The 15,163-nt window shown below is 66.8% G+C and carries 14 protein-coding genes; 3 read left to right on the forward strand and 11 right to left on the reverse strand.

The annotated features are described in order from the left end of the window. Positions 1-15: 15 nt before the first annotated feature. The 10 genes from proB to NJD74_RS09865 all read right to left on the reverse strand — a co-directional run bounded on the left by proB (position 16) and on the right by NJD74_RS09865 (position 10,343). Positions 16-1,164, reverse strand: coding sequence for a glutamate 5-kinase (gene proB / locus NJD74_RS09820; protein ID WP_102788033.1), 1,149 nt, complete (start codon positions 1,162-1,164; stop codon positions 16-18). A gap of 13 nt (positions 1,165-1,177) precedes the next feature. Next, on the reverse strand, positions 1,178-1,438 hold the full coding sequence (locus NJD74_RS09825; protein WP_019182840.1) for a YciI family protein: 261 nt from the start codon (positions 1,436-1,438) through the stop codon (positions 1,178-1,180). Positions 1,439-1,507: 69 nt separating this feature from the next. Then, complete coding sequence (gene argH, locus NJD74_RS09830) at positions 1,508-2,803, reverse strand: argininosuccinate lyase (RefSeq protein ID WP_070470152.1); 1,296 nt, start codon at positions 2,801-2,803, stop codon at positions 1,508-1,510. 74 nt (positions 2,804-2,877) lie between these two features. Further along, positions 2,878-3,831 (reverse strand): N-acetyl-gamma-glutamyl-phosphate reductase, encoded by a 954-nt coding sequence (gene argC / locus NJD74_RS09835; protein WP_019182838.1) that lies wholly within the window; start codon positions 3,829-3,831, stop codon positions 2,878-2,880. After that, a complete protein-coding gene (locus NJD74_RS09840; RefSeq protein WP_019182837.1) occupies positions 3,828-4,427 on the reverse strand; it encodes a GNAT family protein in 600 nt (199 codons plus the stop codon). Before NJD74_RS09840 ends, argC begins: the two co-directional genes overlap by 4 nt. A 5-nt stretch (positions 4,428-4,432) precedes the next feature. Continuing rightward, complete coding sequence (locus NJD74_RS09845; protein ID WP_070470155.1) at positions 4,433-5,758, reverse strand: acetylglutamate kinase; 1,326 nt, start codon at positions 5,756-5,758, stop codon at positions 4,433-4,435. A gap of 73 nt (positions 5,759-5,831) precedes the next feature. Then, on the reverse strand, positions 5,832-6,920 hold the full coding sequence (locus tag NJD74_RS09850; protein WP_319624070.1) for an acetylornithine deacetylase: 1,089 nt from the start codon (positions 6,918-6,920) through the stop codon (positions 5,832-5,834). 154 nt (positions 6,921-7,074) lie between these two features. After that, entirely contained in the window at positions 7,075-8,268 is a 1,194-nt protein-coding gene (locus tag NJD74_RS09855) for an argininosuccinate synthase (protein WP_019182834.1), read from the reverse strand. A 131-nt stretch (positions 8,269-8,399) separates the two neighbouring features. Beyond that, positions 8,400-9,410, reverse strand: coding sequence for an N-acetylornithine carbamoyltransferase (locus NJD74_RS09860; RefSeq protein WP_019182833.1), 1,011 nt, complete (start codon positions 9,408-9,410; stop codon positions 8,400-8,402). A gap of 360 nt (positions 9,411-9,770) precedes the next feature. Then, complete coding sequence (locus NJD74_RS09865) at positions 9,771-10,343, reverse strand: hypothetical protein (RefSeq protein WP_070425542.1); 573 nt, start codon at positions 10,341-10,343, stop codon at positions 9,771-9,773. Between the two features lie 255 nt (positions 10,344-10,598). Here NJD74_RS09865 and cysS point away from each other — a divergent pair, with 255 nt between their 5' ends. The 3 genes from cysS to NJD74_RS09880 all read left to right on the forward strand — a co-directional run bounded on the left by cysS (position 10,599) and on the right by NJD74_RS09880 (position 13,806). Further along, positions 10,599-11,966 (forward strand): cysteine--tRNA ligase, encoded by a 1,368-nt coding sequence (gene cysS / locus NJD74_RS09870; RefSeq protein ID WP_070470161.1) that lies wholly within the window; start codon positions 10,599-10,601, stop codon positions 11,964-11,966. 149 nt (positions 11,967-12,115) lie between these two features. Next, positions 12,116-12,556 (forward strand): SufE family protein, encoded by a 441-nt coding sequence (locus tag NJD74_RS09875; protein ID WP_070470164.1) that lies wholly within the window; start codon positions 12,116-12,118, stop codon positions 12,554-12,556. Continuing rightward, positions 12,553-13,806 (forward strand): MFS transporter, encoded by a 1,254-nt coding sequence (locus NJD74_RS09880; RefSeq protein ID WP_319624071.1) that lies wholly within the window; start codon positions 12,553-12,555, stop codon positions 13,804-13,806. Before NJD74_RS09875 ends, NJD74_RS09880 begins: the two co-directional genes overlap by 4 nt. A 66-nt stretch (positions 13,807-13,872) precedes the next feature. Here the strand turns inward: NJD74_RS09880 and dksA are convergent, their stop codons facing one another. Continuing rightward, positions 13,873-15,144 (reverse strand): RNA polymerase-binding protein DksA, encoded by a 1,272-nt coding sequence (gene dksA / locus NJD74_RS09885; protein WP_319624072.1) that lies wholly within the window; start codon positions 15,142-15,144, stop codon positions 13,873-13,875. Positions 15,145-15,163: the final 19 nt, after the last annotated feature.

Genomic DNA, 15,163 nt, shown 5'->3' on the forward strand with positions numbered 1-15,163 from the left:
GGATGTTCTTACGCTTTACAGCAACACCAGATCGTCGCGGTGGATGACGTTGCCACCGTAGTTGTAGCCCAGCACGCTCTCGATGTCGCGCGAGTGGCGCCCGGCGACGCGGCGGATGTCGCTGGCCGAATACTGGCTGACGCCGCGGGCCAGGCAGACCTCGCCGGACTCGCTGCGTTGCCGGATCTCGACCATGTCGCCGCGGCGGAAGTCGCCCTCGGCGCCCAGCACCCCGCCAGGCAACAGCGAGGCACCCTTGCCACGCAGGGCATCGGCTGCGCCGGCATCGACCAGGATCGCGCCCGGCTCCAGCGGCGCGTGCCGCAGCCAGTACTTGCGCGCGGCCACCCGGGTCTGCGCGGCATGGATGCGGGTGCCGAACAACCGCCCCTGGCTGAGCGCACGCACCACCTCGGCACTGCGCCCGTTGAACAGGCAGGTCTCGATGCCCACCCGCCCGGCCTTGGCCGCGGCTTCCAGCTTGGTATGCATGCCACCGGTACCGGCGCCACTGCCGGCGCCGCCGGCCATCGCCAGGACCTCCACGGTCAACTCGGGCACGTCATGGATCGGCCGTGCCTGCGGATCGCGACGCGGGTCGGCGCTGTACAGGCCGTCGATATCGGTGGCGATGAACAGCACATCGGCGTCGATCAACGCGGCTACGGTCGCAGCGAGGTTGTCGTTGTCGCCGAGCTTGAGCTCATCCACCGAGACGGTGTCGTTCTCGTTGACCACCGGCAGCGCGCCCAACCGCAACAGCTCGTTGAGCGTGGCGCGGGCGTTGAGGTAACGGCGGCGATTGCGCAGGTCATCATGGGTCAGCAGCACCTGCGCCACCGGGCGTTCGAAAAAGCGCTGCCAGAGCCCGATCAGCTGTGCCTGGCCCAGCGCGGCGAGCGCCTGCCGCGCTGCCATCGCCGCGCCGGCTTCCAGCGCGCGCGGCACGATTGCCCGGCCGGCCGCAACCGCGCCGGAGGATACGATCACCACCTCGCGCCCAGCCAATACGTTGGCCGAGACGAACTGGGCCAGGCCCAGCGCGTGGCGTGGCGAGAGGCCGCCGCCGTCAGCGGCCAGCAGGCTGCTGCCCACTTTGAGTACGGCGCGTTTCCACTGCGGGACGGCTTGTTCGGTAAACGGCGAAGGCACGGGCTGGTTCATGTGGTCGGCGCGCTCAGCGCGTGCTCCATTCGTGGATACGGGCGGTGGCGCTGCCGTGCACCAGCAGCGGATCGCTGTCGACCAGCGCCTGCGCAGCGGTCAGGTCAGCGATGTCCTGCAGCACGTAAGCGCCGCCGCTCTTGTCGGTGAAGCCACCGGTCAGCAGCAGCTGCCCGCGGGCACGCACCTCATCGAGAAAACGCGCGTGTTCGGCACCGACCTCATCGCGGAAGTCCGGCGTACGGGTGACCATCACCAGGTAACAGGTTTTCATAGAGATCCTTTCCCGGGCAGCACCCGGCAAGACGTTACAAAAACGGCGACCTTGCGGCCGCCGTCGTGATCACACCAGTGCCGCCCAGCGGGCGCGCAGTTCATCCAGCCGCAGGTCGGCCGCCGCGCCGGGCGATACGCGCGCGGCCAGGCTGCCTTCGGGGGTTCGCCCCTGCCCTGCCGTGTCCGCCGCCGCGGCGGCAGCCTTGTAGGCCTCGCGGAACGGCACACCGGCCACGGCTGCCTCCACCGCGACATCGGTGGCGTACATGCCCGAGTCGATCGCCGCGCACAGCTTGTCGTCGCGCCATTCCAGGTTGGCCAGCAGCGCCGGCAGCAGTTCCAGCGCGGCCAGGCCGCGGCCGAAGCCGTGGAAGATCGCGCCCTTGCTGCTCTGCAGATCGCGGTGGTAGCCCGAGGGCAGCGACAGCAGCTGCTCGATCTCGGTGCGGGCCGCGGCCACGCTGGCATGGGTGGCGCGCATCAGTTCGATCACGTCCGGGTTGCGCTTGTTCGGCATGATCGAGCTGCCGGTGGTGTACTGCGCCGGCAACGCCACGAAGCCGAACTCGCCGCTGGTGAACAGCGACAGGTCCCATGCGATGCGGCGCAGGTCCAGGGTGGCGCCGCCGAGTGCTTCCAGCGCCGCCAGTTCGAACTTGCCGCGAGAAAGCTGCGCGTAGATCGGCGAGATCTGCATGCGCGCAAAGCCAAGCGCTTCAGTGGTATGCGCGCGGTCCAGCGGCAGATTCACGCCGTAGCCGGCGGCCGTGCCGAGCGGATTGGCATCGACCAGGTTGAACGTGTCGTGCGCGCGGATCGCGTTGTCGATGAAGGCCTCGGCCCAGCCGGCCCACCACATGCCCGCCGAGGACACCACGGCGCGCTGGATGTGGGTGTAGCCGGGCACGGGCAGGTCTTTCTCGGCCTCGGCGCGATCCAGCGAGACCTTGGCGATCTCGCGGCTCAGTTCGGCCACGCGCAGCAGCTTGTCCTTCAGCCACAGCCGGGTGGCGACCAGGATCTGGTCGTTGCGGCTGCGGCCGGTGTGGATCTTGCGGCCGGCATCGCCGAGGCGCTCGGTCAGGCGCGCTTCGATCGCCGAGTGGCAATCCTCGAAGCGCTCATCCAGCACGAACGCGCCACTGCGGAAATCCTCGGCCAGCACGTCCAGCTCGCGCTGCAGGCCGATGCGCTCGTCATTGCCGAGGATGCCGATGTTCTCCAGGCCCTGCGCGTGCGCCTTGCTGGCCGCCACGTCGTAGAGGAAGAACTCGCGGTCCAGGATCACATCATCGCCGGCCAGGAAGGTCTGGATCTTGGCGTCTACCGCCACGCCGGGCTTCTGCCACAGAAGGTCTGCCATGTCTTGCTCCATAGGCGGAGTCGCTCCGCCGGGTTGTCAGGGCGCGCGCAGGGGGCCGCGCAGCGCCGTGGGAATCAGTGCGGGATCGAGGCCAGTTCGTCCAGACCCAGCGCCAGGTTGAGGTTCTGCATGGCCTGGGTGGCCGCGCCCTTGAGCAGGTTGTCCAGGGTCGCCACCACCACCACGCGCTTGCCGCCCGGGGCCACGTCGAAGCCGCCGATCTGCACGCCATGCCGGCCGGCGATCTGGCTGACCCACGGCGCTTCGTCGAGCACCTCGATCAGCGCCTCATCGGCGTAATACTTCTGGTAGAGCGCGATCACATCCTCGCGCTTGACTACCGTGTTGAGCCACAGGTTCACCGTCATGGTGATGCCACGGAAATGCGGCGCCACGTGCGGCATGAACTCGACCGGCACGCGCAGGTGCGCAGTGACTTCGCGCTCGTGCACATGGTTGGTCAGCGCATACGGCATGAGGTTGTCACGCAGCAGTTCCGGATTGTTCTTGTCCGAGGGCGTGGTGCCCGCGCCGGAGTAGCCGGACACACCAAAACACTGCGGCGGGCCGGCCAGCTGCTGCAGCAGCGGGCTGATCGCCAGCTGCATCGCGGTGGCGTAGCAGCCCGGATTGCTGATGTGCTTCTGGCCCAGGTAGTCGCCCCGGGTCAGCTCCGGCAGGCCGTAATACCAGCTCGGCTCGAAGCGGTGATCGGCCGACAGATCGACGATCACCGTGTCCGGCCTGGCCGCATCCAGCGCGGCGACGAACGGTGCGGCCAGGCCATTGGGCAGCGCCAGGATCACCGCGTCCATGCCCTTTGCAGCGACGGCATCTGCATCCAGGTTTTCGAACTGCAGCTCACCCTGCCAGTCGCCGTGGTGATCGCTCACGCGCTGGCCGGCCAGCTCGCGCGAGGAGACGAAGCCCAGCTGCAGGCTCGGGTGGGCGGCGATCAGCTTGATCAGCTCGGCGCCGGTGTGGCCACGTGCGCCGACGATGCCGACGGTGAAGATCTTGGTACTCATGCGTGTGCGTCCAGGCGGTGCTGCAGGTGGCGTTTCACCCCCTGCCATTCCGCATCGATGATGGAGAAGATGACGGTGTCGCGCGGGGTGCCGTCCGGGTGGCGCTTGTGGTTGCGCAGCACGCCGTCCTGCTTGGCGCCCAGCCGCGCGATCGCGGTGCGCGAGGTGACGTTGAACCAGCTGGTCTCGAACACCACGCTCAGGCATTCCAGCCGCTCGAAGGCATGGGTGAGCAGCATCAGTTTGGTTTCGGTGTTGATGCCGGTGCGCTGGGCGGCTTCGCCATACCAGGTGTAGCCGATGCTCAGGCGCGGCACCTCGGCGTCCAGATCGTAGTAGCGGGTGGTGCCGACCACTTCATCGGCATCGTTGAGGACCACGAACGGCAACACCTTGCCCTCGGCCTGCGCCTGCAGCGCGGCCTGGACATAGGCGGTCATGGTCTTCGCACTCGGCACCTGGGTGTACCAGAGCTTGGACAAGGTGCCATCCCCCAGTGCGCCGCGCAGGCCATCGATATGCGCCATCTGCAGCGGCTCCAGCCGGGCATGGGTGCCGGCCAGCGTGGGGACCTTGGTCCAATCGGCAAGATTCATCGGGTTCAGCCCTCCAGGCTGGGGGTGCGTGCGGCGCAATGCTCGACGTACGCTTTGATGCGGTCGAAGCCATCGGCGCCGAACCAGAACACCTTCCAGTGGCCCTGCTTGTAGCAGCCATCGGATTCGGCGTAATAGAAGTGATTGATCGGGTTGCCGTTGCGCGAGCGCCAGAACAGCTGCGGGGTTTCGTCCAGCATGACATTCCAGACCGCGCGGCCAAGGCCTTCGCCCTGCGCGTCATCCAGCACGGCGAACTTGTCCAGGTAGACCCCTTCCGCTTCATCGGTGAGGATCACCGCGGTGCGGTAGTTCTCGCTGACGTAGGCACGCAGCAGCTTGGTCTTCTGGAAATAATCCGCCACCAGGGTGCGGCCGAAGCTGGATTCGATCAGCTGCTTGAGGCGCGGCAGATCGAGTTCGTCCCAGCGGGTGGCGCGCAGCACTTTCTCGCCCTTGCGCACCAGCGTGCCCGAGCCCTTGTGGGTGAACAGTTCCTTGGCCAGGTCCGCCGGGCGGGTGATGGAGACCGAGGATTCCAGCGGCAGCCGATCCAGCAGGTCCTTGATCTGTTCGATCTTGACCCGCATGCCGCCATGGATCCACGGCTGCTGCATCAGCTGGTCGTACTCGGTGGAGAGGTTGATCGAGTCGATCACCTTGCCCTCTTCATCCAGCAGGCCGCCGGTGCCGGTGAGGAAGATGATCTTGTACGGCTGCAGTTCCTGCACCAGCTCGTTGGCGGCGAAATCAGCGTTGACGTTGAGGATCTGCCCGCAGCGGGTCTCGCCCAGGCTGGTGATCACCGGGATCGAGCCGGCGCGCAGGCTGGCCTCGATCGGGGCCAGGTTGACCTTCTTGACCTCACCGACCAGGCCGTAGGTGTCCTGGTCCAGGTACTCGGCTTCGAACACGCCCCCGGTGATCGAAGTCGCGCGCGCGCCATTCTGCTGCAGCGCTTCAACCAGCTGCAGGTTGGAGGCCTGGAACACCCGGCGCACGATCGCCAGGCCTTCGGCCGAGGTCACGCGCAGGCCGTTCACGGTCTGCTTCTCGATGCCGGCCGCCGAGAGCTCGGCGTCCAGCTGCGGGCCGGCACCATGCAGCACGATCGGGGTCAGGCCGACTTCCTGCAGGAACGACAGCGAGGAGGTCAGCGCGTCCAGGTCATCGCGCAGCACCGCGCCGCCGACCTTGACCACGGCGAAGCGTTTGGCGTCCAGCTGCGAGAAACGCTTGAGGTACTGGCTGATCTCCTTCGCGCTGGCCATGCTCGAGAGCAGGCGCACGATGGTCTGACGGGTCTGGCGGTGGGGCTGGGAAGAAGGCATTTCGATATCGTCGCAGGCGGCCGCAGCCGCGATGGGAGTTCCGTCAGTGGGGGACCACGACGGCGTCATTCGATCAGGCGCCGTGCGCGATGATGCGGTGCACGGACTCGGTGTAACGCTGCAGCTGCTCCAGCGTCACGAACTCATCGGCGGTGTGGGCCTGGGCGATGTCGCCCGGGCCGTACACCAGCGTGGTGTAACCGCCGGCCGAAAACAGCGAGGCCTCGGTCCAGAAATCCACCGCGTTGCCGATCGGGATATCCAAGGCATCGGCCACGTCACGCGCGGCCAGACGGCGGTTTTCTGCTTCGGCAATATCGCCGGCCGGGAAGCTGGGCCCGCGGAAGGTCTCGGTGAACACCGCGGCCTCCGGTTCGGCAAAACCGGCAAAGGTGGCCAGCAGCGCATCGATATCCATCGACGGCAGCGGGCGGTAGCCGAAACGCACTTCGGCCGCGGGTGCGATCATGTTGGCCTTGATGCCGCCTTCCACGCGCCCGATGTTGAAGCGCAGGCCGGTCAGCCCGCCAAAGCGCGCGTGCGACAGCGACTCGACATGGTCCAGCGCGCGGTTGCCCCAGCGCATCGCCTGGTGCAATGCGCTGGCGGCCGCATCCTGCTTGCCCGAGGCATGCCCGGCCCGGCCGGTGAACTGCATCAGCACCGAACTGATGCCACGGTGCGCGAGCACCGCTTCGCTCATCGTGGGCTCGGCGACCAGCACCGCTTCGTACGGAATGCCCCGGGCGAGGAAGGCGGCGATGCAACGCGGGTCGTTGGCCTCCTCGTCGCTGGAGAACAGGAACGCGGCATCGCCATCGCTGGCGTTGGCCGCGGCCACCAGGGCCGCCGCAGCGCCCTTGATGTCGCACACGCCCAGCCCGATCACGCGATCGTCCGCTCGCCGCATCACGTGCGGGTCGGCCGTCCAATGCGGCGAGTCCGGCACGGTATCCAGGTGCACATTGAACAGATATTTCGGCGTGCCACGCACCGCATACAGGCTGACCGCACCGTCGCCATGGTCGAGCACCTCCACGTGGAACCCGGGCAGGTTCGCGCGCAGGTAATCGAAGATGCCGCCTGTGGTGATCGCACGCGGCGGGTTGCGCGTGTCGAAGGACACGAGCTGCCGCAGGTGATCGAGTGTCTGTTCAAGCATGTGTCTGAGTATCCGTAGGGTTCAACATCGGTAGTGCCGGCCGCTGGCCGGCTCTGCAATGATCCAGCCGTGCCACGCGCCGGCCAGCGGCCGGCACTACCATCGATCGGCGTTGCGAGGCGCCGGCCAGGGGCCGGCACCCCGGTGCATCGCCTTAGCGGTTCACCTGCGCGTACAGGGTGGAGCTCATGCCGAACAGCTTGATGAAGCCTTCCGCCTCTTCCACGCCCCAGTCGGCCGACTGTGCATACGTGGCGCCCTTGGTGTTGAGCAGGTGCGGCGACTTCACCGCAACGGCGTCCACACGGCCACCACGGGTTTCCAGCACCACTTCGCCGTTGACCTTGGCCTGGGAGGACTTCAGGAAGGCCTCGATATCGGTCTTGAGCGGGTCGTGGTAGAAGCCTTCGTACACCAGCTCCACCCACTTGCGCGCCACGTCCGGCTTGAAGCGGTTCTGCTGCTTGGTCAGCACCGCATCTTCCAGCGCGCGGTGCGCGGCCAGCAGCGAAACCAGGCCCGGCGCTTCGAACACGATGCGGCCCTTCAGGCCGATCACGGTGTCGCCGGTGTACACGCCACGGCCCACGCCGTACGGGGCGAACAGCTTGTTGAGCTTGGCCAGGATCTGCTCACCCGGCAGCGCCTTGCCGTCCAGCTCGACCGCTTCGCCTTCGACGAACTTCAGGGTGACCGTCAGGGCCTGTTCCGGCCATTCGCTGCGCGGTGCGCACCAGCCGCGGGCACCCTCGCCCGGGGCTTCCCAACGGTCGATCTCGCCGCCGGACATGGTCAGGCCGAGCAGGTTCTCGTTGATGGTGTAGGCCTGCTGCTTGGCCCGCACGCCGAAACCGCGCTCTTCCAGGTACTTCTGCTCGTAGGCGCGGGTCTGGGTGTGTTCTTTCTGGATCTCGCGGATCGGGGCGACGATCTGGTAGTCGCCCAGTGCCTTCACGGCCAGGTCGAAGCGGACCTGGTCGTTGCCCATGCCGGTGCAGCCGTGGGCGATGATGTTGGTGCCCAGTTCGGCGGCGCGCTTGAGCGCGGCGTCCACGATCAGGTAACGATCCGAGACCAGCAGCGGGTACTGGCCCTGGTAGCCCTCACCGGCCCACACGAACGGCTTGACGAAACCGCTCCAGATGGCCGGACCGCCGTCGACGGTGACGTGGCTGGTGACGCCCAGTTCGGCCGCACGCTTCTCGATGAAATCGCGCTCCTCGTCATCCACGCCGCCGGTGTCGGCGAACACGGTATGCACGTTGTAGCCGCGCTCCTGCAGGTAGGGCACGCAGAAGCTGGTGTCGAGTCCGCCGGAGAAGGCCAGGACGATGTCTTTCTTGCTCATGGGGGTCAGGTCCAAGTGGGAATGCAATGTGGAATGCGTTTTTCGAGGCGGTAGAGCCACGCCATGCGTGGCTGCTATTCGTTGGGCGCCGCGAAGCCACGCATGGCGTGGCTCTACGGCCGCCGTGCTGCTTATCGTCCTGCCAACGCCGACATGATCGCCTTCTGCACATGCAGGCGGTTTTCAGCCTCGTTGATCGCGATGCACTGCGCCGAGTCCATCACGCCGTCGGTGGCCTTCACGTTGCGACGCAGCGGCAGGCAGTGGCTGAACACGCCGTTGTTGGTCAGCGCCATCTTGGCTTCGTCCACGATGAAGTGCTTGTACTGGTCGCGGATCGGCTTCTCCGGCTCCCAGTTGCCGAAGAACGGCAGCGCGCCCCAGCTCTTGGCGTAGACGACATCGGCGCCGGCGTAGGCGCTGGCGATGTCATGGCTCACCTGCAGCGAACCACCGCTCTCGGCCACGTTCTGCTCGGCCCAGCCCATGTAGCGCTCATCCAGGATGTAATCCGGGGTCGGGCACAGCAGGGTCACGTCCATGCCCATGCGGGTGGCGATGGTCAGCGCCGAGTTGGCCACGGCGGTGTTCAGCGGCTTGGGGTGGTAGGTCCAGGTCAGCACGTACTTCTTGCCGCGCAGGTCCTGGGTGCCGAAGTGTTCCTGCAGCGCCATCACATGGGCCAGTTCCTGGCACGGGTGGGTGATGGTTTCCATGTTGATCACCGGCACCGGCGAGTACTTGGCGAAGCTCTTGAGCACTTCGTCTTCGCGGTCCTTGGTCCAGTCGATGAACTTCGGGAACGCGCGCACGCCGATCAGGTCGACGTAGCGGCCCAGCACCCTGGCCACTTCGGCGATGTGCTCTTCGGTATCCCCGTCCATCACCGTGCCCAGGTTGAACTCGATCGGCCAGGCATCCTTGCCCGGCTGCAGCACGATCGCGTGGCCGCCCAGCTGGAACGCGCCCAGCTCGAAGCTGGTGCGGGTACGCATGGAGGGGTTGAAGAACACCAGGGCAATCGACTTGCCCTTGAGCTCGTCGCCCAGCTTGTTGCGCTTGAACAGCGCGGCCTGGGTCAGCAGGGCATCCAGGTCGGTGCGGCTCCAGTCCTGGGTGTTCAGGAAGTGCTTCAGGGACATCGATCGATCCTTTGCGGCTGGTTTTCCACCGTTTCCGGCGGGGGTTGGGGGCGCCGGGGCGCGGTCAGGGCTCAACAAAACACATACAGATGAAACTTTTCAGATCGCAGAAACGAAAAAACCCAGCGCGGGGGCTGGGTTTTCCGAACAGACAGCACGAAGCTCCGGTTACCCAGCGAAAATGTGGGGTTCCGGTCGGCGGGCACGCGACGTCATGCCCGTAGCCATACGGGCGGCGCTGGTGTCGTGCTGGAAGTCGGTGAGTTTCATGGCCGCCCATCTTTGCATGCACCCGGGGTGGGTGCAAGGCCTGAATGGAAATTCAGTTTGAAGGTGTCGCCGATGGGGCGACGGAAGGGGTCACGGATTGGCGCCGCCGGCCTGTTCATTGCCGACCCAGGGGGTGATCGAGACCCGGATCTTGAGCCGGTTGCCCGGGTCTTCGGGCAGGCGCGAGCGGTACTTGGTGCCCTTGTAGACGTAGTCCACGTCGTAGGCGATCGGGCGGCGGAACTCACGGCCCACCGGAATGATCTTGCAGTCCCGGGTCAGCAGTGGACCGGTATTGGCCGGCGCGGCCTCCACCACGACGGTTTCCGAATAGCCACTCTCATCGGTGCTGCCATCTTCGCGGCGGAAGATCGAGCGCACCGAATCCATGAAACGTCCGAAACGACCCTTGTCTTCCTGCGGCTCTTCGCCGGTGACGTTGACCGGAGCCAGCGTGCGGGTGGAGACCGGCTCGCAGTGCTCCTCGGTACGCGTGGCGCGCAGGGTCTGGAAGACCGGCTCCACGTTGAGCACCTGGGCGTAGTCGAACTTGACGTTCTCCACGATCACCACCCGGTTGCGCACCTCACCGTCCTGGGCGCACGCCCCGAAGGCGGCACTTCCGAGCAGGCAGACCAGCGTCAACAACGAAGCGGATTTCATTGGCAACAAGGAAAAGGACAAGGGGGATAGTTTAGGCAGTGCCAGGCACAAGGGGCTGAACATTACCCTTCCGTGACGCGTATGCCCATAGGTCGGGCCCCAGCCGCGGCCCCGGGGCCGCCTCCACGGGGCCGATCGGCTGAAGCCTTCAGCCGGCGGCCGTGGTGACGCGAACGCCTGCATGCCCTGCCCCGCATCCCCCCAAAGGCCCCGACACGTTCTAAAATCGACCGCTTACCCCCGCTCCCGACCCTCATGACCCTGCGCCTGCACAACAACCTGACACGCCAGCTCGAACCGTTCACCCCGCTCGATCCGACCTGTCCGACCCTGTATGTGTGCGGCCCCACCGTCTACAACTACGTCCACATCGGCAACGCCCGTGGCCCGGTGGTGTTCGGGGTGCTGGCCGACGTGCTCCGGCGCCGTTTCGGCGGCCTGCGCTATGCCCGCAACATCACCGACGTGGATGACAAGATCAACACGGCCGCGCGCGAGCAGCAGGTCCCGATCAGCACCATCACCGACCGCTTCGCCGCCGCCTACCGCGAGGACATGGCCGCGCTGGGCGTGGTCCCGCCGGACATCGAGCCGGAAGCCACCGCGCATATCCCGCACATCATCACGATGATCGAGCAGTTGATCGGCAACGGGCATGCGTATGCCGCCGAGGGGCACGTGCTGTTCTCGGTGAGCTCCTACGCCGATTACGGCAAGCTCTCGCGCCGCGACCCGGACGAGATGCTGGCCGGCGCGCGCGTCGACGTGGCGCCGTACAAGCGCGACCCGGGCGACTTCGTGCTGTGGAAGCCGTCCAGCGACGACCTGCCGGGCTGGGCATCGCCGTGGGGCCGTGGCCGCCCGGGCTGGCACATCGAGTGCTCGGCGATGGCTGCCGCGCATCTGGGGCCGACCATCGACATCCATGCCGGCGGCGTGGACCTGCAGTTCCCGCACCATGAAAACGAGATCGCGCAGAGCGAGTGCGCGCACGGCGGGCAGACGTTCGCCCGGTTCTGGCTGCACAACGGCATGCTCAACTTCGGCGGCGCCAAGATGAGCAAGTCGATCGGCAACATCGAGCGCGTGCACGACCTGGTCCGCCAGCATGCCCCCGAGGCGCTGCGCTATGCGCTGCTGTCGGCCCACTACCGCCAGCCGCTGGACTGGTCCGACGCGCTGATCGAGCAGTCTGTGCGTACGCTGGACCGCCTGTACGGCACCCTGCGCGACCTGGTCGACGTGGAGGCTGCTGCGGTGATTCCGGCCGAGATCGAGGCCGCGCTGGATGACGACCTCAACACGCCGCAGGCACTGGCCGAGCTGGCCCGCATCGCCGGCGAGGCACGCAGGGCCGGCGACGCCGACAAGGCGCACTGGAAATCCGCCCTGCTCGGCGCCGGTCTGGCACTGGGCCTGCTGCAGCAGGATCCCGCCGCATGGTTCGGTACTGCAGGCGGTACCGATGACGATGCGGCCATCCAGGCCCTGATCGACGAACGCGCCGCCGCCAAGCAGGCGCGTGACTTCGCCCGCGCCGATGCGATCCGTGACCAGCTGGCCGCCGAAGGCATCGTGCTGGAAGACACCGCCCAGGGCGTGCGCTGGTCGCGCAAACGCTGAACGGCCGCCCGGCTGACCGTCGGGCGCTGCCAGACACTGCCCGGTCCGCCGGGCGTCGCCACGACACAGGCCCGGCCACGGACGGCCAGGCTGCTTCCCCCGCAAACGCACGGTCACCCACGGACGGCGAACACCGACCCGGAGCCCCCATGACCCCCACCTCCCCGTTCCCGCTCGAACCCACCGCCGCCGAAGCCCAGGCTGCCATCGCCGAGGAATTCGCGTTCTTCGGTGACTGGTCCGAGCGCTACCAGTACCTGATCGACCTGGGCCGCAAGCTGCCCACCTTCCCGGAAGAATGGAAAACCGAAGCGCACCGCCTGCTCGGTTGCCAGTCCATGGTCTGGATCGTGCCGGAGGGCAACGCCGAGGCCCTGCGCTTCCACGCGATCAGTGATTCGGCGATCGTCTCCGGGCTGATCTACCTGGCCCTGCGCGTGTACTCGGGCCGTTCCGCTGCCGAGATCCTGGCCACCGAGCCAAGCTACATCCAGGACATCGGGCTGTCGCGTCACCTCTCGCCGACCCGCAGCAACGGCGTGGCGGCGATGCTGGCCTTCATCCGCGACACCGCGCAAGCGCAGTCGTGACGCCCTCCGCCGATCCGCAGGAGCCCGACAGCGCCCTGCAACTGCTGGCCCGCCCGGGCTTTTCGCTGGTGCTGGCGTATCGCATCTTCGCGATGCTCTCCTACCAGATCGTCGCGGTGACGGTCGGTTGGCATATCTACGAAGTCACCCGCAATCCGTTTTCGCTGGGCCTGATCGGCCTGGCCGAGGTACTGCCATTCTTCTGCGTGGCGCCATTTGCCGGCTACCTGGTCGACCACCTGCCCCGCCGCCGGCTGGGCATGGTCGCCTGCAGCGGGCTGGTGATGACCGCGCTGGTGCTCACCGCGGTGGCCCACGGTTGGCTGCCGTTCCACGGGGTGTGGCCGATCTACGCGGCGATCGCACTGACCGGCATGGTCCGCGCGTTCCTCTCGCCGATCTACAACGCGCTGTTCGCCCGTGTGCTGGAGCGCACCCAGTACGCGCGCGGCGCGGGCCTGGGCGCGGTGGTGTTCCAGGCGGGCATGGTGGCCGGCCCCGCGCTGGGCGGCGTGCTGGTGGCCTGGGGCGGCAAGGGGGTGGCCTACGGCGTGGCGGTCGGCGTGTCGCTGATCGCGCTGGGCTGCCTGGCGGCGCTGCGTGTCTCCGAGCCGGTGCATACGGGCCCGGCGGCGCCGATCTTCAAGAGCATCGCCGAGGGCGGCCGCTTCGTGCTGGGCAACCGGATCATGGTCGGGGCGATGGCGCTGGACATGTTCTCGGTGCTGCTCGGCGGGGTGGTGGCGATGCTGCCGGCGTTCCTGCACGAGATCCTCCACCACGGCCCGGAAGGCCTGGGCGTGCTGCGTGCGGCGCCGGCGCTGGGTTCGGTATGCGTGGGCCTGTGGCTGGCGCGTCGCCCGTTGCAGCGCAATGCGGGGCGCGTGCTGTTGTTCGCGGTGGCCGGTTTCGGGCTGTGCGTGATCGGGTTCGGGTTGTCGTCGAATTTCTGGTTGTCGGCGGCGATCCTGCTGTTCTACGGTGCCTTCGATGGTGTCTCGGTGGTGGTACGTTCGACGATTCTGCAGTTGGCGACGCCGGAGGAGATGCGCGGGCGGGTGTCGTCGATCAATGGCATTTTCATCAGTTCGTCCAATGAGTTGGGCGCGTTCTATGCGGGCACGATGGCGAAGCTGCTGGGGCTGGTCCCGGCGGTGGTGCTGGGGGGCTTTGCGGTGTTGAGCGTGGCCGGGATCACGGCCTGGAAGAATCCGACGCTGCGGCGGTTGAATCTGCGCGATCTGCATTGAGGATACGGCCAAAAAAAACCCGGCCGAAGCCGGGTTTTTCGTAGAACAGCACAACCAACAGCGCGATCAGTCGCCCTGCTGCTTCTGCAGGTGCTCCCAACGCTCCTGCGCATCGATCGTGCGCTCAGCGGTCAAACGGGCTTCCAGACGATCCAGACCGATCTCTTCGCCGGTATCCACGCAGAAACCGTAGTCACCGTCTTCCAGACGCTTCAGCGTGCTGTTGATCTTGCCGATCAGCTTGCGGTAACGATCACGGGTACGCAGTTCCAGCGAGTTCTCGGTCTCGCGGGTGGCGCGCTCGGCCTCATCACCGATGTCACGCACTTCTTCCTGCAGATTCGCGATGGTCTGCTTGGATTCCTCGACCAGATCATTGCGCCAGTGCTGCAGGCGCTGGCGGAAGTACTCCAGCTGCAGCGGGCTCATGTATTCCTCTTCCGCGCTCGGCTTGTAACCGTCGGGCAGGATCGGACGACCGGTGGCTTCGTCAGTCTTGTATTCCACCACCTTCACCTTGGTGCGCGGGGCCGGGGCGGCCGAACGCGCTGCCACGGCAACGGCGACCTTGCCGACCGGGCGGGACACGGGCTTGGGGGCGGACTCGGACTTGGCGGGGGTTTTTGCAGGCGATTTCGAAACGGGCACGGGATTCTTGTTTTGCGGGGCCTTGGAGGCGGGGGCGGCTGCGACCGGCGCCGGCGCGGAGGCCGGAGGGGTGACAGGTTTGGCCGCGCTCTTGGCCGGGACAGACTTGGCCGGGGCCGGCGATGCCGGCTTCGGTGCGGACTTCACTACGGGTGCTGCAACCGGCTTGGCGGCCGGCTTGGATGCCACGGGCTTGCTGGCGGTCTTGCTGGCCTTCACCGGCGTGGCCGGTGCCTGCTTGACCGCGGTCTTCTTCGCCGGTGCCGGCTTGGATGCCGGTTTGGCGGCAGCAGGCGTCACGGTCTTCTTGGCCGCCGTCTTGCTGGCAGCGGTTTTCTTGACGGGCGCCTTGCTCATCGGCTTGCCCGCCGCGCGCTTGGCGGGCGTGGCAACCGGCTTGGCGACCGTCGACTTCTTGGCAACGACCTTCTTGGCGACGGTCTTCCTGGCCACCACCGTCTTGGCAGCAGGCTTCTTGGCGACTGCCTTCTTGACGGCTTTGGCGGGCGACTTGCTGGCCGCCTTCTTGACGGGTGCCGTCCTGGCAGCCGGTTGTTTGGATGCAGGCTTGCCCACCGGCTTGGCGGCCGGCTTCTTGGCAACGGACTTGGCCGCCAACTTCTTTACAACAGGCTTGGCGGTTTTCTTGGCGGCCTTGACGGCCTTCTTTGCAGTTTTTTTAGCAGCCACGAAACGCTCTTCCTTGGAT

It is taken from the genome of Stenotrophomonas sp. RG-453 (genome assembly GCF_033843685.1).
Taxonomy (GTDB): Bacteria; Pseudomonadota; Gammaproteobacteria; order Xanthomonadales; family Xanthomonadaceae; genus Stenotrophomonas; species Stenotrophomonas bentonitica_A.